Source organism: Caballeronia sp. PC1 (genome assembly GCF_021353155.1).
Lineage (GTDB): Bacteria > Pseudomonadota > Gammaproteobacteria > Burkholderiales > Burkholderiaceae > Caballeronia > Caballeronia cordobensis.
Genome location: NZ_JAJUBH010000002.1, coordinates 374991 through 395320 on the forward strand (window position 1 = coordinate 374991; position 20330 = coordinate 395320).

A 20330-nucleotide genomic window follows, 5' to 3' on the forward strand; every position below is an offset into this window, starting at 1 on the left:
CCGACAGGGCAGGGTCGTTCGACGGAGCGACCCGTGCGCGCGAACACTGCCTGCTGCCACATTAAGCCGTAGGCGCGCTCGCGCCACTGGCTGTTAGCGCACATAGTCGTCAACACATACGCGATAGCGCAAAGCGCGCGCCTGGCGCACGCGGGGGCCATTCGCTTGCGAATCCGGAATAAAGGTGCCGGCCCGGCCGTTTAACACGGCATGAACCCGCGCTGGCATGGAGACGGGGCAAGCGGAGGAGAAAGCGTGTGAGCGCCGATCAGCGTGCGCAAGAAGAGCTCGCGCACATCGGGCGGATGATCGCGGAGCTTGAGCGCGTCGCGACGAGCGGACGCGCCGCGCCGATGCGTCCTGCCGTCATGCGGCAGGAATACTGGCAGCGGCGCATCGATGCGTTGCTTGGCGCTTGCCCGAACGAGCCGCTGCGGCGCGATGCGGCTGCGCTGCGCGAGCGCCTGGCGGACGTGTTCGCCGAGGCCCATGAACGAGACACGGGGCACGCGGAGGAGCGTGTTGCGCGGGAGACCGGCGGCAGAAAATGAAACGAAGCCGCCGCGGCGTCATCATCCGGCCTGCTCGACGGGCGTCACGTCGACGCTGAGCTTCTGCGCGCCGCGCAGCACGGCGATCGTCACAGGCCGATCGATGCGCGACGCATCCAGCGTGCGCTGCAGGCCATCGACGCTATCGATGGCGATATCGTCCACCGCGACGATGCGATCGCCCGTGCGCAATCCGCCGAGCGCGGCCGGGCTGCCTTTCACGATCTCCATGACATGCACGCCGCTTGCCGCGCTCAGGCCGAAGAAGCGCTGCACGCGGCGCGAGATCGGCGTGGTCGTGCCCGCCACGCCGATATAGGCGCGCCGCACGCGCCCATGCGCGAAGATCTGCATGATGACCCACTTCGCCGTATCGATTGCCGTGGCGAAGGAAATGGCCTGCGCGCCCGAGATGATCGCCGTGTTCACGCCGATCACGCGTCCCGCCGAATCGATGAGCGGGCCGCCCGAATTGCCGGGATTGAGCGCGGCGTCGGTCTGGATGACGTCGTAGATCATGCGGCCCGAGGTCGAGCGCAGCGTGCGGCCGAGCGCGGACACGACGCCCGTCGTGACAGTCTGCGCAAGCCCGAGCGGGTTGCCCACGGCGATGGCGATCTGCCCGACGCGCAAGGCGCCCGAGCTGCCGAGTTCGACATGCGGCAACGGTTCGGCCGAGCCGATGCGCAGCACCGCGAGATCGCTCGCGGGATCGTCGCCGACGAGATCGGCGTCGAAGCGCGCGCCGTCCGCGAGCGTGACGGCGATATGCGTCGCGCCATGCACGACATGGCTATTGGTCAGCAGATAACCGTCTGGCGTGAAGATGAATCCCGAGCCCGTGCCGCCGACCGTGCGGCGCGCGCCGCGCTGATCGGCGACCTGGCGCTCGACGGAGATGAAGACCACGGCTTGCTGCACGCGCTCCAGTGCGCCGATGACCGTGCGCGAATAGGCGTCGAGCAGCGCGGTGTCGTCGAGCGGGGCGGAGGGCGCGGCGTCCTGCGCGCCGCGCGCGAGGTCGTCGATGAATTGAGGCCGGCTTCCCATGTTGCTTGAACTCCCGATGTCTGGAAGCCGACATGCGGGCCGCCGCCGCCGATTTCAAGAGACCGTCGCGGCGGCGAGCAACTTCATCGGCCCGAGCAATTCGACGATGCCGCGCTGCGCGTCGTCGCGCACGAAGAGCGAGCCGGCGAAGCCGAGCGCATTCACCGCGACGCCTTCGACATGCGACACGCCGCGCGGCACCGCGAGCATCCAGCGGCGCGTGACGAGCAGGTTGTAAGGCGCGCTCTGATGCGCGACGCCCGCGACATCGAGCGCTTCCACGCCAATGGCTTGCATCAGGCGCAGATAGGTTGCGCGTGCGTGTGCCGCGTCATCTCCTTCGAGAAAAGCGGCCGCATGCGCGAACGCGAGTTCGGGCGCGCGAAAGACGCCGTCCTTGCGCGCGGCGTCGAGAGACGGCTCGATCGGCAAGGCTTTGCGCGCGTTGGCGTCGAGCGGCAAGGGCACCATTTGCAGATGCTTGTGCGGCTGGCTCGAACCGGCAATCGCGCCGCCGTTATAAAAGCCCAGGCCGTCGAAGCGGTTCAGGCAGGCAAACAGCGCGGCGAAATCCGCTTCGCCGAGCAGGCATTCCTGCGGCTCGAAGTCCGTCGTCACGATCAGGAGATGATGCGCGAGCACGTTGAACTTGTTGAGCAAGAGGAAATGCCGCGCGCCGATATCGCCGACACGCAACGCTTCCTCGCACGGCGAGAACGGATCGCGCCATTCGCTCGCGGCGTCCGCAGCCGATTTCGCCGCGAGCTTCGACGCCTGTTCCTTGCGCGCGAGATTCGCCGCCTGCCGCACGAGAAAGCGCACGCCGCCGTCCTCGATCACGCTTTGCACGGTATCGAACGAACGCAGCGCGCCGCATGCGAGCGCGCGCCCGGTTTGCGCGACGACGTCGGACCATGAAGGTGCGGTCATGTGCGCCATGCTTCTCCTTTGCCGAATTCGTACCGGTCGAGCGATGCGGCGTGCATCTCGATGCTGTAGCCCGGCGCGTGCGGCGGCATGTAGCGCCCGTTCCTGATGACAACGGGATCGAGGAAATGCTCGTGAAGATGATCGACGTATTCGAGCACGCGATTCTCGAGCGACCCCGACACGCAGATGTAATCGAACAGCGAAATATGCTGCACATACTCGCACAAGCCGACGCCGCCCGCATGCGGGCACACCGGCACGCCGAACTTCGCGGCCATCAGAAGCACGACGAGCACTTCGTTCAGGCCGCCGAGACGGCAGCTATCGATCTGACAGAAGTCGATGGCCTCGGCCTGCAACAGTTGCTTGAAGATGACGCGGTTCTGGCAATGCTCGCCGGTCGCCACGCCGATCATCGGCGCAAGGCGCTTGCGGATGGCGGCATGCCCGAGCACGTCGTCGGGGCTCGTCGGCTCTTCGATCCACCACGGATCGAAGGCCGCGAGACGGCGCATGTTGGCGATGGCTTCATCGACTTCCCACACCTGATTCGCATCCATCATGAGCTTGCGGTCGGGGCCGATTTCTTCGCGCAAAATGCGTGCGCGCCGGATGTCTTCTTCGAGATTGCCGCCCACTTTCTGCTTGAAGTGCGTCCAGCCCGCCGCGACCCCTTCGCGCGCGAGCCGGCGGATCTTGTCGTCGTCGTAGCCGAGCCAGCCCGCCGATGTGGTGTAAGCGGGAAAGCCTTGCATGAGCATGTCCTCTTCGCGTTCGCCGCGCGTGCCTTGCAGGCGCTTGAGCAAGGCGAGCGCTTCCGACGGCGTGATCGCATCGGTCACGTAACGGAAGTCCAGACAACGCACGAGTTCTTCCGGGCTCATATCGACGAGCAGCTTCCAGACGGGCTTCTTTTCGCTCTTGGCCCAGAGATCCCACACGGCGTTGACCACCGCCGCGGTGGCGAGATGAATCGCGCCTTTGTCCGGGCCGATCCAGCGCAACTGACTGTCCGACGTGAACGCGCGCCAGAAGCCGCCCATGTCCGCGGCGATGTCCTCGATCGTTCTGCCGGCGACGAGCGGCGCGAGCGCCTCGACGGCCGCGACGACGACTTCGGTGCCGCGCCCGATGGTAAACGTGAGGCCATGACCGGCGAGCCCGGGCGCATCGGTTTCGAGTATCACGTAGGCGGCGGAGTAGTCGGGCGCGGCGTTCATCGCGTCCGAGCCGTCGAGCGAACGCGAAGTGGGAAAGCGGATATCGCGCACGGAGAGCTTCGTGATGCGGGTCATCTTCATCTCCTCCAAAAGTGGCGTGACGGCTTCAGATGCTGAGAATCAAGGGGTTTATCGACATTGACAACCCGTGTTTCGCCTCCTAGCCTGCTAGCATGTTAGTGCGAAATCCGGGGCGGCGTGAACTCATCGACGAATGAAAACAGTCTTGCCGCCGACCCGTATCGCGCATTGCCTCGATTGCACGGTTCGGAGCGCGGCAACCTTACCGACGCGGTCGAGGAAGCCTTGCGCGCGGCCATCGTCAATCTCGCGCTGGAGCCGGGCATGATGATCGACAAGCTCGCGGTGTGCGAGCGCATGGGCGTGTCGCGCTTTCCGGTTTCGTCCGCGCTGGCCAAGCTCGCGGCGGCGGGTCTCGTCGAAGTGTTGCCGCAACGCGGCACGCGCGTCATGCCGATCGTCATGCACGATATACGCCAGCATCTCTTCATACGCAGCGCGCTTGAGGTGGAGACCGTTCGCACGCTGGCCGTCGCGTGCGATGAAACCACGCTCGATGCGCTCGACGCCAATCTCGAGCGCGAACACGATGCGGTGCAGCAAGGCCTGCGCCGCGAGTTTCATGTGCTGGATCTCGCGTTTCATGCGCTGCTGCTCGATGCGATCGACCTGCCGCGCGTGAAGGAGATCGTCGCGGCCTCGCGCAACGCGCTCGATCGCGCGCGCCGGCTGATGGCGAGTCCCGAGCGGCACGCGCATACGCTCGCGGAGCACAGACGCATTGCCGATGCCATCCGCAAGCGTGACGGCGAGGCCGCCGCGCGCGCGATGCACGATCACCTCGATGAAGTCGTCGCGGAACTGCGGCGCTTTTCGGCTGAAAGACCGGACCTGTTCAGGGAGTAGAAGACAAGAAAGAACCCAGCGTGATCAACCGCAATGGAGGAGACACACAATGAACCTGTTCAAGCAAGCGGGCGCCGTGGCGGCGCTCGCGGCGGCCTGCTGTGCCGCATCGCCCGCGATGGCCGCCGATGACTTCAAGGGCGTGACCGTCAACGTGATGACCTTCGTCGGCCCGCAGATCGCCGAGCCGCTGCAACGCCGCGCGCCCGAGTTCGAAAAGCTGACGGGCGCGAAGGTGAACGTGCTGACGGTGCCGTTCTCCGATCTCTATCAGAAGCTCCTGACCGACTGGGCGTCCGGCACGAATTCCGTCGATGCCGCCGTGTTCGCGCCGCAATGGATGGTCGATTACACCAAGGGCGCGTTTCTCGAAGACCTGACGCAGCGCGTCGCGAAAGACGCGGCGCTGAAGGAAGACGACGTGATGCCGTTCTTCGTCGACTTCTCGCAGAAGTACAACGGCAAGACCTATCTGGTCGCGCTCGACGGCGACTTTCAGATGGTCTATTACCGCACCGATATTCTGAAGCAGCTCGGCAAGGAGCCGCCGAAGACGTGGGACGATTATCTCGACATCGCCAAGGCCGCGAACGGCAAGGCCTTCGGCGGCGACGGCAAGCCCGTCGCGGGCTCGTGCATTTCGAAGAAGCGCAATGCGCAGGCGTACTGGGCGATCATTTCCATCGCGGGCGGCTATCTGCAATCGAAGGGCACCGCGCAGGGCGCATTCTTCGATCCGCGCAACTTCAAGTCGCTCGTGAACAACGACGGCTTCAAGGAAGCCTTGCGCATCTACAAGGAATCGACGAGCTACGGCCCGCCCAACGAAATCAATCTCGATGTCGGCGATACGCGCAGCGCGTTCATCTCCGGCCATTGCGCCCTGACGCTCGACTGGGGCGATATCGGCGTGCTCGCTATCGATCCGAAGCAATCTAAAGTGATCGACAAGGTCGGCGCGGTGATTCTGCCCGGCTCGCGCAAGGTGCTCGATCGCGATACGGGCAAGCTCGTGCCGTGCGACAAAACCACGTGTCCCTACGCGATCGACGGCGTGAATCATGCGCCGTTCGCCGCGTTCGGCGGCTGGTCGGGCGGCATCAACGCGAAGGCGAAACCGAAGGTCAAGGACGCGGCCTATGCGTTCCTTTCGTTCATGAGCCAGCCGGCTCAGTCGAACGTGGATGTGACGATCGGCGCATCGGGCTTCAATCCATACCGGCGCTCGCAGTTCACGGACATGTCGGCATGGAAGAAGGCGGGCATGAGCGATGCCGCGGCGAAGTCCTATCTCGGCGCGATTCAACAGAGCCTGCAAAGCCCGAACATGATCATCGATTTGCGTATTCCGCAGAATCAGCGCTATGAGCAGGTCGTGCTCGATACGGCGGTGGCGCGCTTCGTCGCGGGCGAACTCGATGCCGACGCAACCATGAAAGCTATCGACAGCGGCTGGAGCGAGATCACCGACGATCTCGGCAAGGACACCCAGTTGCGCGCATACAAGGCGTCGATCGGCGCGAAGTGATGTTGTCACGCGGCGCGGATCGTGGTCCGCGCCGTCATGGAGACTCGATGAATACGCCGTCGCACGCATCGCCGGTTAGCGCGCACGAACGTGGCTCGCGCGCACGCGTCGCCAACTGGCTCGACAGGCAGGCGCCTTATGTCTTCGTGCTGCCGACCGTGCTGCTGATTCTCGGGTTCTCGATCTTTCCGCTCGTCACGTCGGCCTATCTTTCGCTGACGCGTTTCGAACTGGGCGAAGGCGGATATCAATTGACCTTCACGGGCCTGCGCAATTTCGTGCGGCTCTTTTCCGGCAGTCAGCAGTATCACTTCACCGGCGTGTTTCGCGCGCCGGGCATCGTCAGCATGGCAGCGATGGCGATAGCCGTGCTCGCGGTGCTCGTCTGGTTGTATCGTTACTTCGCAAGCGCACGGCGCTCGATCATGGGCGCGCTGGGCCGGCTGATCGCGGCGAGCACGTTTCTCGCACTCGTGTGGCTCGCGGCGAACACGCTGGGCGGCGGCGGTGCGCTCGGCAGCCTGATGGTCACGATCTTCTATGTCCTTTCGGGCGTCGCGCTGCAATTTCTGATCGGACTCGGGCTGGCTTATCTGTGCACGCTGCCGCTCAAAGGCGGGCGCTTCTTCCGGCTGCTGTTCTTTCTCCCGCTGATGGTGACGCCCGTCGGCATCGCCTACATGTTCCGCATGATGGCGGATACGTCGATCGGCCCGCTCGCGCCGCTATGGTCGTGGCTCGACCTGGGTCAGATCGCGTGGGCCGCCGACCCGTGGCTCGCGCGGCTCGTGGTCGTGATCGGCGATACGTGGCAATGGGTGCCCTTCATGTTCCTCGTGATGCTGGCGGCGCTCGAAGGCACGTCGCGCGAACAGATCGAAGCGGCGCAGCTCGACGGCGCATCCGCCTGGCGCGTGTTTCGCGACGTGACGTGGCCGTCGATCGCGCCGGTCGCGGCGAGCGCCGTGCTGATTCGTTTGATCGAAGCGTTCAAGATCGTCGATTTGCCGAACGTGCTGACCAATGGCGGCCCCGGCATCGCGACCGAATCGATGACGCTGCATGCGTTCATCGAATGGCGCGCGTTGAATCTCGGCGGCGCGTCGGCGGTGGCGTACATGCTGTTCTTCGTCTCGACCATCGCATGCGTGTCCTTCTTCCAGTTCGTCGTGCGGCGCGCGCGGGGAGATCAGTCATGAACGCGCTCAAACGCTGGTTCGTGCCCACGCGCGTGGATGAGTTGCCCGCCGGCGGCAAGGCGATCGCGTATCTGTTGCTCGGGTTCTGGTCGCTCGTCGTGCTGTTTCCGCTGTACTGGATGGCGATTACCTCGTTCAAGCTGCCGGTGGATGTTTCCACAGGACCGCTCTATCTTCCGTTCGTCGATTTCAAGCCGCATCTCGACGCGTGGCATTACATCTTCGTCGATCTCGGTCCCGACACGTATCGGCCTTACATGAACTCGCTGATCGTCGCGGCGGGCAGTACCGCGGCCACGGTGTTTCTCGGCTCGATGGCCGCGTATGCGCTCGCGCGCATCGAGTACCGGCCGCCGGTTGCGGCGGTGGGCCTCGGCGTGGTGTTGATCGCGCTGCTGATCGCGGCCGTCGCGTGGGGGCATGCCGATTTGCGCATTGCGCTCGCGGTGGCGTTCGCGCTCTTCTTTCTGCTGCTGCGGCCGATCATGCGCCGCGCGCATCGACGGCTCAACAATGACGACATTCTGTTCTGGGTCGTGTCGCAGCGCATTCTGCCACCCGTCGTCACGGTGATCCCCATCTATCTCATCTTCAGGGATGTCGGGCTGCTCGATACGCATCTCGCGCTCATCATCACGTATGCGACGGCGAACCTGCCGATCGTGGTCTGGCTGATGTTCGATTTCTTCGAAGGCGTGCCGCGCGAGATCGAAGAAAGCGCGCAGATCGACGGCGCGACGCGCTTCTCGATTCTCTTCGGCATCGTGCTGCCCTTAGTGGCGCCGGGCCTCGTCGCGACGAGTCTGCTCGTGCTGATCCTGTCGTGGAACGAATACCTCTTCGCGCTCTTTCTGACGACCGCGAATGCGCAGACGATGCCGCTGCTCGTCGCCGCGCAGAACGCGACGCGGGGTCCGCAATGGTGGAACATGTCGGTGCTGATACTCATCATGATCCTGCCGGTGATGCTGCTCACGCTCACGCTGCAGCGCTTCATCGTGCGGGGCATTCTCGTGGGAGCGGTGAAAGGATGACGGTCATGGATAGCGAGGCGGCGAAGCTCGACGACGCCCGCCTGACGAAGATCGCGGCGGCGCGACAGTCCAAGAGTGTGTCGTTGCGAAACGTCGGCAAGATGTTCGGCGACACGCGCGTGCTGCGCGACCTGTCGCTCGACGTGCAGGCGGGCGAATTTCTCGTGCTGCTCGGCGAATCGGGCTGTGGCAAGACGACGGCCTTGCGCATCGTCGCGGGGCTCGAATCGGCGACGGAAGGCGCGGTGTTCGTCGGCGATACCGATGTCACGCATCAGCTTCCGCGCGACCGCGATGTGGCGATGGTGTTTCAGTCGTACGCGCTCTATCCGCACAAGACGGTGTTCGAGAACATCGCGTATCCGCTCATCGTGAGAAAGCGCCCGAAGGCCGAGATCGAGGCGGCCGTGCGCGAAGTGGCCGCGAGCGTGCAGCTCGAACCTTTGCTTGCGCGTTTGCCCCGTCAGTTGTCGGGCGGGCAGCGTCAGCGCGTGGCGCTCGCGCGCGCGATCGTGCGGCGGCCCGCCGCGTTCCTGATGGACGAGCCGCTTTCCAATCTCGACGCCAAGCTGCGCGGTCACATGCGCGCGGAATTGAAGCACATGCAGCACGAGCTCGGCATCACGACCATCTACGTGACGCACGATCAAATCGAAGCGATGACGCTCGCGCACCGCGTCGCTGTCCTCGACAAGGGGGCGTTGCAGCAGCTGGATACCCCCGCGCGCATCTATTCCGATCCGGCGAATCTGTTCGTCGCGGGCTTCATCGGTTCGCCGCCGATGAATTTTCTGCGCGGCACGCTGGCGCAGGGACGTTTCGATGCACCCGGCCTTTCACTTCAGCCTGAAGCGCCATTGCGTCACGAAGGCAGCGCGACGCTCGGTGTGCGTCCCGAGGAGTGTGCATTGACGCGCCAGGGCGAGGGCGAATTGCAGGGACGCATCTATTCGGTCGAACTGATCGGCGATCATTCGCTCGTTACGCTGCATGTGGGCGAGCAGCCGATCGTCGTGAAGGTGCCGAATACTTTTGCGGGCGAAATAGGCGGCGCGGCGGGCGTGCGTGTGAATCGCGAACGCATTTACTTCTTCGATGAGAGCGGTGCGCGCATCAAGAAAGCTGTTTGAAAAACGTACTTTCGTGCGTCGTCTATATTGAATGCATGAGATTCGATAGTTGGAGGCGCGAAATGCGGCGCATCTATTTTCTACTGCCCAGCGTAGCGAGCGCGAAGGGAATCATCGACGAACTGCTGCTCAAGCGGATCGAATGGCGGCATATTCATGTGCTTGCGCGGCCTCATACGCCGCTTGCGGACTTGCCGGAAGCCACGCTGGTTCAACGCACCGATCTATTGCCGGCGCTTGCGCGCGGAACGGCCGCGGGCGGCGTGACGGGCGCGCTCGCCGGGCTCGTGGCGATGGCGTTTCCGCCGGCGGGGTTGACGATTGCCGGTGGGGTCGTGGTCTGCATGACGCTTGCGAGCATGGGGTTTGGGGCGTGGGCCGCCACGATGATCGGGGTCGGGATTCCCAATACGCGGTTGCGGCGGTTCGAGCATGCGATCGATCAAGGGGAATTGTTGATGATGGTGGATGTGCCTACGGGGCGGCTCGAAGAGATTGAGGCTCTTGTCAAGAGTCATCATCCGGAGGCGGATCTTGAAGGGGCGGATCCTACTATTCCTGCTTTTCCTTGAGGTTTTTGGTTTTGGTTTCGTGGAACTTGCTTTGGTGTTGGTTTATTAGCACTGCCCCTCCCCGGGGCGGGGGTAACTTTCTTTGCTGCTGCAAAGAAAGTCACCAAAGAAAGCAGCTTTGTCACCGCCTGCGGTCACACGCAGTTTGGCCATTTTTCTCCTCGGGGAATGGCCCTCGCCTAAAGAGTGCCCTCAAAGGCCCAACCGGGCTTGGATCGCGCACGGTCCGTCACACCGCGCCATTCAACAAACTGGCACAGCCATTTCAAGCTCCGGCCCGCTTCGCGGCCGACGGGTTAATCGGGTCTGCGTGCGGTTTCCCTTGCATACCCAGCGGCAGCGCGTAGCGCTGTGCCGAAGCTATTTTGTGCTGAACCAGCGCCTTCGAAGTTATGGTTTGTCAGACCGTGCGCGATCCAAGCCCGATTGGGCCTATGGGGGCACTCTTTAGGCGAGGGCCGTTCCCCGAGGAGAAGAGTGGCCAAACTGCGTGTGACCGCGGGCGGTGACAAAGCTGCTTTCTTTGGTGACTTTCTTTGCAGCAGCAAAGAAAGTTACCCCCGCCCCGGGGAGGGGCAGAGCCAATAGACCGACACGAATACAAGCTCCACGACGAAAACAAAGACCGCAAACGTTTCGTCACGCGCGATGCGCTAATATCCCCCATCAACAGCAATCCGAAGCCCAAACCCCAAACCCGAACGAACGTTCAAAAACCCCCGAAGGAACAAAACCCCGATGCGCCGTGTGGTCTTCAATCAAAAGGGTGGCGTAGGCAAATCCACCATCGTCTGCAATCTCGCCGCGATCAGCGCCTCCCGCGGCTTGCGCACACTGGTCATCGATCTCGATCCGCAAGGCAATGCGAGCCAGTATCTGCTCGGCGCCAACGCCCGCGACGCGCAGCCGAATCTCGCGAGTTTCTTCGAATCGGCATTGAGCTACAGCTTTCGCGAACCGGCGTTCGATTCCTTCATTCATTCGACGCCGTTCGAAAATCTCGACATCGTGCCGTCGCATCCGAATCTGGAATCGCTGCAAAGCAAGCTCGAATCGCGCTACAAGATCTATAAGCTGCGCGACGCGCTCAAAGGCCTGCAAGACTACGACGCCGTCTATATCGACACGCCGCCCGCGCTCAACTTCTTCACGCGCTCCGCGCTGATCGCCGTCGAGCGCTGTCTGATTCCTTTCGATTGCGACGACTTCTCGCGCCGCGCGCTGTACTCCGTGCTCGAAAACGTGCAGGAAATCCGCCACGATCACAATCCGGATCTGAGCGTCGAAGGCATCGTCATCAATCAGTTTCAGCCGCGTGCGAGCCTGCCGCAGCAACTCGTCGACGAACTGCGCGGCGAAGACTTGCCCGTGCTCAATTCGCATCTGTCGCTCTCGGTGAAAATCCGCGAGAGTCATCAGCACGCGCGCCCGATGATCTACCTCGAACCGCGTCACAAGCTCGCGCAAGAGTATCTCGCGCTGCACGAGGAACTGAACGGATGATGCAACGCGTGCAATAGTCGGGAATAAATCGGCGTCGCGGACGTTCATGCAGGAGACAGGCGCATTCCGTTGCGCCGCATTTCCCGATGATCACGCATATGACGACCGTTCCCTCGCAGGCCCATCCCGCACCCAACGGACCTCCCTCGACAGAAAGCCTCTCCGGCATGGTCGCTTTCGTGCGCGCGGCGGAATCGGGCAGTTTCGTGGCGGCGGGACGCGCGCTCGGCCTGTCGGCGTCGGCGGTGGGCAAGAGCGTGATGCGGCTGGAAGCGAAGCTCGGCGTGCAACTGCTCAATCGCACGACGCGCAGGATCGGCCTCACGCACGAAGGCGCGCGCTTCTTCGCGCGCTGCAAACGCATGCTGGCCGATCTCGAAGAGGCGGAGAACGAGCTGTTTCATTCGACCTCGTCGCCGCGCGGGCGGTTGCGCATCGCCGCGCCATCGCTCGGCGGCCGTCTCCTGTTGCCGCTCGTGCCGGAATTCAGGCGGCGCTATCCCGACATCGAACTCGATATCGATTTCAGCGACCGCATGGTCGATGTCACGCAGGAAGGCTATGACGCGGTGATCCGCACCGGTCGTCTCGCCGATTCGCAACTGCTCGCGCGCCCGCTCGCGCAATACGGCCCGGTCGTGGTCGGCTCGCCCGCCTATTTCGCGGGACACGGCGAGCCCGCGACGCCCGCCGATCTCGAAGGCCATGCGTGCATCCGCTTCCGTTCCCCGGCAAGCGGGCGGCCCGAGCCGTGGCGCTTCGCGCGTGACGATCACAGCTTCGCCATCGATCCGCACGCGACGCTCACCTTCAACGACATGGAAGCCGTGCTCGCCGCCTGCATCTCGGGGCTGGGCCTCGCATGCGTGCCGGATTTCATCGCGAAGGGCGCGCTCGAAGGCGGCCTGCTGCGCGCGGTGCTCGGCGCGCACATGGGCACGGAAGGCGTATTCCATATTCTCTGGCCGCCGAGCCGTCACGAAGCGCCGCGCCTGCGCGCGTTCATCGATCACGTCGCATCGCGGCTAGGCGGCCTGCCGTCGCACGAAGTGCGATTCCGCGCCGCCTGACGCGTCAATGCGTCAATGCGTCAGCTTTTCTTGGTCGTCTTCGCGACGAACGGCGCCGGCGCGTGCGCGATCTTCTCGCTGCCGCACTTCGGGCATTTGAGTTGCACCGTTGCATGCTCGGCGATGTGCTCCGCGTGTTCGAAGGTCTCGCCGCAATCCTGGCAACGGTATTGATAAGTCGGCATGGCTTCCTCCGCGCGCGACTGTGATCCGGCGCGATGAGCGCCGGTTCAACCCATTCTAGTTCAGCATTGGCGCAGCAAAGTCAGTTCACGACGCGGCGCGAAAGCGGCGTCTCCGGCGTGGGATAACCCGCCTGCTTGAATGTTTCGATGATCGCGCGGTTGGTGTCGAAATAGACCTGCCAGTAGTCGCTCGTATTGGTATAGGGCCGCACGCACAGGAGCGGTCCTTCCGGCGTGAAGGACAGCACTTCGACATCGGGCGGCGGCGTCGTCGCGACGTTCGGAATCTTGGCGACGGCTTCCTTGAGGCGCGCGATCGCATCGAGCGGATCGACGCCGTTTGCGATCTTCGCCGTCAGTTCCACGCGCCGGTGCGGAAGCAGGCTGAAATTCCAGATCGTGTCGGAAAAGATCTTGTTATTGCCGATGATGGCCGCGACGTTATCGGGCGTCGTGATCGTCGTGCCGAACAGGCCAAGCTCGGTGACGGTGCCGGTGACGCCACCCGCCGTCACGAAATCGCCCACTTTGAAAGGCCGCAGCACCTGCATGAAAACGCCCGCCGCGAAGTGGGCGAGCAGTCCGCCCCACGCGGTGCCGATAGCGAGACCGAGACCGGCGAGCAGCGCGGCGAACGACGTGGTCTGAACGCCGAAAATCTGCAGAATCGCGAGAACCAGCAGCAGATTGAGAATGACGCCGAGGATCGAGCCGAGATAATGCGCGAGCGTCGGATCGACGCGGCCGTTGCGCGACAGCAGCTTGCGTAGCGTGCCCGTGACGAGACCGATGAGCCAGCGCCCGATGATCCATAGCGCAATCGCGCCGATAACCATGATCGCGAAGTCGACGCCGCGCGTCATGATGAATACACGTACGGTTTCGATATTCATGTCGTTCTCGCTCGTGTAGCGCTGCGCCAGATAACGTGTCCGACCGGGAAATCATGCCGACAGGCCTGACAAGTTATAGGCGACGCACTGCGTCATCGCAAGAATTACAGGAATGTTTAAGTTTGATCGGAAGGTTCGACCGTGCAGCCGCAACGGTCAGGTCCATTCGGCTTCATCGGCGTTCTGATCGGGCAGGGTAAGCCCGGATGCGGGCAGCGGCAGCGCGGTCTTGTAGCGCACCTGCTTGAGCGCGAAGCTCGAACGGATATTGGAAACGCCGGGCATCTTGGTCAGCCGTTCGAGAATGAACCGTTCGAGTGCGGCCACATCGGGCAATACCACGCGCAAGAGGTAGTCCGCATCGCCTGTCATCAGATAACACTCCATCACTTCTGGCCGCTCGCTGATTGCCTGTTCGAAGCGCGCGAGCGCGTCCTTGATCTGCTTTTCCAGACTCACCTGGATGAATACATTGATGGATAAGCCCAGCGCTTCCGGATTGAGCAAGGTGACGTGCTGCTTGAAAAGACCCGCGTTCTCGAGCGCGCGCACGCGGTTAAAGCAGGGCGTCGGCGAAAGATTCACCGCGCGCGCGAGTTCCGAATTGGTGATGCGCGCATTTTGCTGAAGCTGATTCAGGATGCCGATATCGGTGCGGTCGAGGCGTTGCTTGGCATTGGCCGTCATAGTCGAAAGATTCCGGTTTCGGGCGTTTTTGAAGAATAAGTACACTACCGCAAAGCGGGACGGCAGCCAAATGAGACGCACATTCTGCGCCGCTATGGATATGCTTGAATGCATTCTCAAGCCTTAACGGAGTCGCGCCATGACCGACTTATCGAGCGGAACCCGCCAGCTTCTTTCCATTGCCAAGGGACGTGAGGACATCGATCCCGAGGAAACCGCAGAATGGCTGGAGGCGCTCGATGCGGTCGTCGCGCATGTCGGCCGCGAGCGCGCGCAATATCTGTTCGACCGGCTCGCGGAGCACGCACTGTCGGTGGGCGTCGAATCGGCGCGGGCGCGCGCGACGCCTTATGCGAACACCATTCCCGTCTCGCAGCAGACGCCTTATCCGGGCAATCTGGACGTCGAGGAAAAGCTCGCCGCCGTGCTGCGCTGGAACGCGCTCGCGATGGTCGTGCGGGCCAATCGCGCCTATGGCGAACTCGGCGGGCATATCGCAAGTTATGCCTCGGCGGCGGATCTTTTCGAAGTCGGCTTCAATCATTTCTTTAAAGCCGCCGATGCGAACAATGGCGGCGATATCGTCTACTTTCAGCCGCATTCGTCGCCGGGCGTCTATGCCCGCGCGTTCCTCGAAGGCTTTCTCGGCGAAGAACATTTGCAGCACTATCGCCGCGAAATCGCGGGGCCGGGCCTGTGTTCTTATCCGCATCCGTGGCTGATGCCCGATTTCTGGCAATTCCCGACCGGCTCGATGGGCATCGGTCCGATCAATTCGATTTATCAAGCGCGCTTCATGCGCTATGTGCAAAACCGCAATCTGCTGCAGACCGATGGCCGCAAGGTATGGGGCTTCTTCGGCGACGGCGAAATGGACGAGCCCGAATCCATCGGCGCGCTGTCGCTCGCGGCGCGCGAGCAGCTCGATAACCTCGTGTTCGTCATCAACTGCAATCTGCAGCGGCTCGACGGTCCCGTGCGCAGCAACGGACGCATCGTGGATGAACTGGAAGCGCAATTCACCGGCGCGGGCTGGAACGTCATCAAGGTGCTGTGGGGTTCGGACTGGGACGCGCTGTTCGCGCGCGATCGCTCGAATGCCTTGCTGCGCGCATTCGCGCATACCGTCGATGGACAATTCCAAACCTTCTCGGCGAACGACGGCCGCTATAACCGCGAGCGTTTCTTCGGACAGAATCCCGAGCTGGCCGCGCTCGTCGCGCATATGTCGGATGAAGACATCGATCGTCTGCGGCGCGGCGGCCACGATGTGCGCAAGCTGCACGCGGCCTACGCGAAGGCGCTTTCGCACAAGGGCCAGCCGACCGTGATTCTCGCGAAGACGATGAAGGGCTTCGGCATGGGCGCGGTCGGGCAGGGGCGCATGACGACGCATCAGCAGAAGAAGCTCGATCTCGACGATCTCAAGGCGTTTCGCGACCGCTTCCGTCTGCCGCTGTCGGACGAAGATGTCGAACAGCTCAAGTTCTACAAGCCCGCCGACACTGCGCCCGAAATGCGCTATCTGCACGAACGCCGCGCGGCGCTCGGCGGTTATCTGCCGCGCCGCCGCGCGAAGGCTTCGCAAGGTCTCACGCCGCCCGCGCTCGACACGTGGGGCCAGTTTGCGCTCGATGCATCCGGCAAGGAAATGTCGACCACGATGGCCTTCGTGCGCATGCTCGGCAGCCTGCTGAAGGACAAGACGCTCGGGCCGCGCGTCGTGCCCGTGGTCGCGGACGAGGCGCGCACCTTCGGCATGGCCAATCTGTTCCGGCAGGTCGGCATCTATTCGCCGCTCGGCCAGTTGTACGAGCCGGAAGACATGGGCTCGATGCTCTACTACCGCGAGGACACGCGCGGGCAAATTCTGGAGGAAGGCATTTCGGAGGCGGGCGCGGTGTCGTCGTGGATCGCGGCGGCGACATCCTACAGCGTGCACGATCTGCCGATGCTGCCGTTCTATATCTACTACTCGATGTTCGGTTTTCAGCGCATCGGCGATCTGATTTTCGCGGCGGCGGACCAGCGCTCGCGCGGCTTTCTGATCGGCGCGACGGCGGGCAGAACGACGCTCGGCGGCGAAGGCTTGCAGCATCAGGATGGCACGAGCCATCTCGCCGCATCGACGATACCGAACTGCCGCGCCTACGATCCCGCGTTCGCCTACGAAGTCGCGGCGATCGTCGACGAAGGCATGCAGGAGATGATGGAACGCCAGAACGACGTGTTCTATTACGTCACCGTGACCAACGAGAACTACGCGCAGCCGTCCGCGCCCGGCGGCTCGCTCGACGAAGCCACGCGCGAAGGCATTCTGCGCGGCATCTATCGCATCGGCGGGGAAGAGAAGCAAGCGCAAGTGCAACTCCTCGGCTCCGGCGCAATCCTCAACGAAACCATCGCCGCGCGCGAGATGTTGAAGCGCGACTGGAGCATCGAGGCCGCCGTGTGGAGCGTGACGAGCTACACGGAGCTTCATCGCGATGGCGCGTCATGTGAGCGGCTCGCGCGTCTGAACGACGATGCGCCGACGCCCTTCGTCACGCGCGCGCTGGCAACATCGCGCGGGCCGGTCATCGCCGCAACCGACTACGTGCGCGCCGTGCCCGAGCTGATTCGCGCCTACGTGCCGGGCCGCTACGTGACGCTCGGCACCGATGGCTTCGGCCGCAGCGATACGCGTCAAGCCTTGCGCGCGTTCTTCGAAGTGGACCGCGTATCGATCGTCATCGCGGCGTTGAAGGCGCTCGCGGATGAAGGCGTCATCGAGAAAACCGTATTGAAGGCCGCGCGCGACAAATACGGCAAGACGCAGGAAGCGCACGACGCGCCCTGGCTGCGTTAAGCGTCCTTGCGGGCCGCATCGAGCAGTTCGCGTACTTCGTCGTCGCTGGTCTGATCGAAGTCGACATAGAACTGACCGACGCCGAAGTACCGCTCCGGCCGCATCACGCAGACGAAGTCATCGACGATATCTTCGATGCGCGCTTCCGAATCCAGCGGCGCGACGGGCAGCGCCGCGACGATCTTCGAGGGATGCGCATGACGCAGGGACATCGCCGCGGCTTTCATGGTCGCGCCGGTGGCCATGCCGTCATCGACGACGATCGCAATGCGGCCTTTCATATCGAGCGGCGGCGCGTCGCCGCGATAGAGCTTCTCGCGCCGTTCGAGCTCGGCGCGCTCGCGTGCGATCACGCGTTCGAGATCGTGCTTGTCGACGCCCGCATAGTCGACGATGCGTTCGTCGAGAAAGAACGCATCGCCCGATGCGATCGCGCCCATCGCCAGTTCCGGCTGCACGGGCACGCCGAGCTTGCGCACGACGAGCACGTCGAGCCGCGCACCGAGCGCGCGCGCCACTTCATAAGCAACCGGCACGCCGCCGCGCGGCAGCGCGAGCACGGTGACGTCGTCGCGATTGGCGTACTCGTTCAGAAGCCTGGCGAGTTCGCGGCCCGCTTCCCTGCGGTTCTCGAACGCTGAGTTCATGTCGCCCGTCCTTTGTCCGATGGCCGCGCGACGAAGTGCGCCGCGCCGTCGAGACCTTCATCGAATACCGCGCCGTAGCCATTCGCGCCTTCGCGCTGCAAGGCCCGGTCGAGATCGTCATCGAACGCGTTCTCGTGAACCGAGCGCAAGTCCGCGTGCAAGGCGCCTTGCGGCAGCGCGGCCAGTTCGCACGCGAGCGCCTCAGCGACGCTGCGCGCTTCGCCCGGCGGCGCGAGCCGATTGACGAGGCCGATGGCGAGCGCTTCGTGCGCATCGACGGCGCGCCCGGTGAGGATCAGATCGAGCGCACGCGACATGCCGATGAGGCGCGGCAGCCGTATCGTGCCGCCATCGATGAGCGGCACGCCGACGCGTCTGCAGAACACGCCGAGCACCGCATCCTCTTCCGCGACCCGCAGATCGCACCACGCCGCGAGTTCGAGGCCGCCCGCGACCGCATGACCGGCGATGGCGGCGATCACGGGTTTCGTCAATGCGAGGCGCGTCGGGCCCATCGGGCCGGGGCCGCTGCCGTCGGCATGGATTTCGTTGCGGCGCGTATCGTCGTTCAGGGCGGTGAGATCGGCGCCCGCGCAAAACGTGCCGCCCGCGCCCCACAGCACGGCGACCGACGACGCATCGTCCGCTTCGAAGCGTTCGAAGGCTTCGCGCAACGCATTAGCGATGCCGCGATCGGCCGCGTTGCGGCGCGCGGGCCTATCGAGCACGATCGTGACGACGCGCGGATCGCGCGCGAGCTGTTCCATGCGTACGTGCTCGCCAACAGATTCGATGCGAGGCGACATCGACGGCTCCGTTGCATTCCGATTACATCTCAGGATACTCGCCGCGCGGCGCGGGCGTGTGCCCCATCGAAGCCTTGCGATAGCCCTACATGAGGCCTGCGTCCTGAAATATTTGGCTCGCGTGCGGTGCATGCGACGCCACGTAACGGGGCAATGCACCATGAGAGGGCGAAAGTGGATCAGCATGGAATTGCGTGCTGCACCATCCCTAAGCCGCCACGCACAACGCGCACGCACCGTTTCGATGCTCATGCGCCAACTTGGCCCGGAACTTGCAAAAAAGGCGGCCTTGTCTCCACCGACCGTTCGATCATGCAGGCACTTCAGTCCGGAACCGACACACTCTTTTTGTTGCTTGGCGCCGCGATGGTGCTTGCGATGCATGCGGGCTTTGCTTTCCTCGAACTCGGCACGGTGCGCCGCGAGAACCAGGTGAACGCGCTCGTGAAGATCCTCGTCGATTTCGCGGTATCGACGCTCGCCTATTTCTTCATCGGCTATAACATCGCGTATGGCGTGCAGTTCATGCATAGCGCCGATATCCTCGCCGAGCACAATGGCTATGCGCTCGTGCGCTTCTTCTTTCTGCTCACGTTCGCCGCCGCGATTCCGGCGATCGTGTCGGGCGGCATTGCGGAGCGCGCGAAATTCAATCCGCAACTGTTCGCGACCTGCGTGATCGTCGGCTTCGTTTATCCGCTGCTCGAAGGCGTGGCGTGGAACGAGCGCTTCGGCATTCAGGGCTGGCTCGCCCATGCGTTCGGCGCGCCGTTCCACGATTTCGCGGGCTCCGTCGTGGTGCATGCGTTCGGCGGCTGGGTCGCGCTGCCGGCCGTGCTGCTGCTCGGGCCGCGTCACGGGCGCTATCACAAGGACGGGCGCATTGCCGCGCATCCGCCGTCGAGCATTCCGTTTCTCGCGCTCGGCGCATGGGTGCTCGCGGTCGGCTGGTTCGGCTTCAACGTGATGAGCGCGCAGACCGTCGACAAGATCAGCGGACTCGTCGCCGTCAATTCGCTGATGGCGATGGTCGGCGGCACGCTCGCCGCGTGGTTCGCGGGCCGCAACGATCCGGGCTTCACGTATAACGGGCCGCTCGCGGGACTGGTCGCGGTATGCGCGGGCTCGGACCTGATGCATCCGCTCGGCGCGCTGATCGTCGGCGCGGTCGCGGGCGTGCTGTTCGTGCAGATGTTCACCTGCGTGCAGAACCGCTGGCGCATCGACGACGTGCTCGGTGTGTGGCCGCTGCATGGCATGTGCGGCGCGTGGGGCGGCATCGCGGCCGGCGTGTTCGGGCAGAAGGCGTTCGGCGGCATCGGCGGCGTCTCGATCTGGTCGCAGCTTATCGGCACGGTGGGCGCGGTGGCGCTCGCGCTCGCGGGCGGCGCGGCCGTGTATGGCGCGATCAAGCTGACGGTCGGTCTGCGGCTCGATCGCGAGGAAGAGTTCAACGGCGCGGATCTCGCGATTCATCGCATCTCGTCGACGCCGGATCGCGAAATGGCGGGGTAAAGTCTTGGCTCGGACTTTGGGGTAACGTAGCGAAG

The 20330-nt window shown here is 63.7% G+C and carries 19 protein-coding genes; 11 read left to right on the top strand and 8 right to left on the bottom strand.

What is annotated here, in order from left to right:
- The first annotated feature begins 257 nt into the window (after positions 1-257).
- Positions 258-551, top strand: coding sequence for a hypothetical protein (locus LY284_RS17465; RefSeq protein WP_041731551.1), 294 nt, complete (start codon positions 258-260; stop codon positions 549-551).
- 21 nt (positions 552-572) lie between these two features.
- Here the strand turns inward: LY284_RS17465 and LY284_RS17470 are convergent, their stop codons facing one another.
- From LY284_RS17470 to LY284_RS17480, 3 genes are read right to left on the bottom strand one after another with little or no spacing between them, the layout of a single operon-like run.
- Positions 573-1601 (bottom strand): S1C family serine protease, encoded by a 1029-nt coding sequence (locus LY284_RS17470; RefSeq protein ID WP_045453537.1) that lies wholly within the window; start codon positions 1599-1601, stop codon positions 573-575.
- A 54-nt stretch (positions 1602-1655) separates the two neighbouring features.
- A complete protein-coding gene (locus LY284_RS17475) occupies positions 1656-2540 on the bottom strand; it encodes a DUF4922 domain-containing protein (protein WP_233387442.1) in 885 nt (294 codons plus the stop codon).
- Positions 2528-3826 (bottom strand): L-fuconate dehydratase, encoded by a 1299-nt coding sequence (locus LY284_RS17480; protein ID WP_045455599.1) that lies wholly within the window; start codon positions 3824-3826, stop codon positions 2528-2530. The genes LY284_RS17475 and LY284_RS17480 overlap by 13 nt, the downstream gene beginning before the upstream one ends.
- A gap of 123 nt (positions 3827-3949) precedes the next feature.
- Between LY284_RS17480 and LY284_RS17485 the strand changes: the two genes are divergently transcribed.
- From LY284_RS17485 to LY284_RS17520, 8 genes are all read left to right on the top strand, one after another.
- Positions 3950-4678, top strand: coding sequence for a GntR family transcriptional regulator (locus LY284_RS17485; protein WP_233387443.1), 729 nt, complete (start codon positions 3950-3952; stop codon positions 4676-4678).
- A gap of 49 nt (positions 4679-4727) precedes the next feature.
- Positions 4728-6206, top strand: coding sequence for an extracellular solute-binding protein (locus LY284_RS17490; RefSeq protein ID WP_053569105.1), 1479 nt, complete (start codon positions 4728-4730; stop codon positions 6204-6206).
- 47 nt (positions 6207-6253) lie between these two features.
- On the top strand, positions 6254-7405 hold the full coding sequence (locus LY284_RS17495) for a carbohydrate ABC transporter permease (RefSeq protein ID WP_233387444.1): 1152 nt from the start codon (positions 6254-6256) through the stop codon (positions 7403-7405).
- Entirely contained in the window at positions 7402-8439 is a 1038-nt protein-coding gene (locus tag LY284_RS17500) for a carbohydrate ABC transporter permease (RefSeq protein WP_233387445.1), read from the top strand. The genes LY284_RS17495 and LY284_RS17500 overlap by 4 nt, the downstream gene beginning before the upstream one ends.
- A 5-nt stretch (positions 8440-8444) precedes the next feature.
- Positions 8445-9569: an ABC transporter ATP-binding protein gene (locus LY284_RS17505; protein ID WP_304503012.1), complete on the top strand. Its 1125-nt coding sequence runs from the start codon at positions 8445-8447 to the stop codon at positions 9567-9569.
- Between the two features lie 62 nt (positions 9570-9631).
- A complete protein-coding gene (locus tag LY284_RS17510) occupies positions 9632-10141 on the top strand; it encodes a hypothetical protein (protein WP_014250592.1) in 510 nt (169 codons plus the stop codon).
- A 738-nt stretch (positions 10142-10879) separates the two neighbouring features.
- A complete protein-coding gene (locus tag LY284_RS17515) occupies positions 10880-11644 on the top strand; it encodes a ParA family protein (protein ID WP_045453549.1) in 765 nt (254 codons plus the stop codon).
- Positions 11645-11811: 167 nt separating this feature from the next.
- Complete coding sequence (locus LY284_RS17520) at positions 11812-12714, top strand: LysR family transcriptional regulator (RefSeq protein WP_233388361.1); 903 nt, start codon at positions 11812-11814, stop codon at positions 12712-12714.
- Positions 12715-12734: 20 nt separating this feature from the next.
- Here LY284_RS17520 and LY284_RS17525 read toward each other — a convergent pair whose 3' ends face one another.
- From LY284_RS17525 to LY284_RS17535, 3 genes are all read right to left on the bottom strand, one after another.
- The gene (locus tag LY284_RS17525; protein ID WP_014250596.1) at positions 12735-12899 is read right to left on the bottom strand and encodes an FmdB family zinc ribbon protein; all 165 of its coding nucleotides are present in this window, start codon (positions 12897-12899) and stop codon (positions 12735-12737) included.
- A gap of 80 nt (positions 12900-12979) precedes the next feature.
- On the bottom strand, positions 12980-13792 hold the full coding sequence (locus tag LY284_RS17530) for a mechanosensitive ion channel family protein (RefSeq protein ID WP_014250597.1): 813 nt from the start codon (positions 13790-13792) through the stop codon (positions 12980-12982).
- Between the two features lie 156 nt (positions 13793-13948).
- Positions 13949-14479, bottom strand: coding sequence for an Lrp/AsnC family transcriptional regulator (locus tag LY284_RS17535; RefSeq protein WP_233387446.1), 531 nt, complete (start codon positions 14477-14479; stop codon positions 13949-13951).
- Positions 14480-14618: 139 nt separating this feature from the next.
- Here LY284_RS17535 and mdeB point away from each other — a divergent pair, with 139 nt between their 5' ends.
- Complete coding sequence (mdeB, locus tag LY284_RS17540) at positions 14619-17327, top strand: alpha-ketoglutarate dehydrogenase (RefSeq protein ID WP_233387447.1); 2709 nt, start codon at positions 14619-14621, stop codon at positions 17325-17327.
- On the opposite strand, the gene LY284_RS17545 is transcribed toward mdeB, so the two are convergent.
- Together LY284_RS17545 and LY284_RS17550 are read right to left on the bottom strand one after the other, a co-directional pair.
- Positions 17324-17974: a phosphoribosyltransferase gene (locus LY284_RS17545; RefSeq protein ID WP_233387448.1), complete on the bottom strand. Its 651-nt coding sequence runs from the start codon at positions 17972-17974 to the stop codon at positions 17324-17326. The genes mdeB and LY284_RS17545 overlap by 4 nt on opposite strands.
- Positions 17971-18780, bottom strand: a complete 810-nt coding sequence (locus tag LY284_RS17550) for a crotonase/enoyl-CoA hydratase family protein (RefSeq protein ID WP_233387449.1) — start codon at positions 18778-18780, stop codon at positions 17971-17973. Before LY284_RS17550 ends, LY284_RS17545 begins: the two co-directional genes overlap by 4 nt.
- Positions 18781-19092: 312 nt before the next feature.
- Here LY284_RS17550 and LY284_RS17555 point away from each other — a divergent pair, with 312 nt between their 5' ends.
- Entirely contained in the window at positions 19093-20295 is a 1203-nt protein-coding gene (locus LY284_RS17555; protein ID WP_045453570.1) for an ammonium transporter, read from the top strand.
- The last annotated feature ends 35 nt before the right edge of the window (positions 20296-20330 follow it).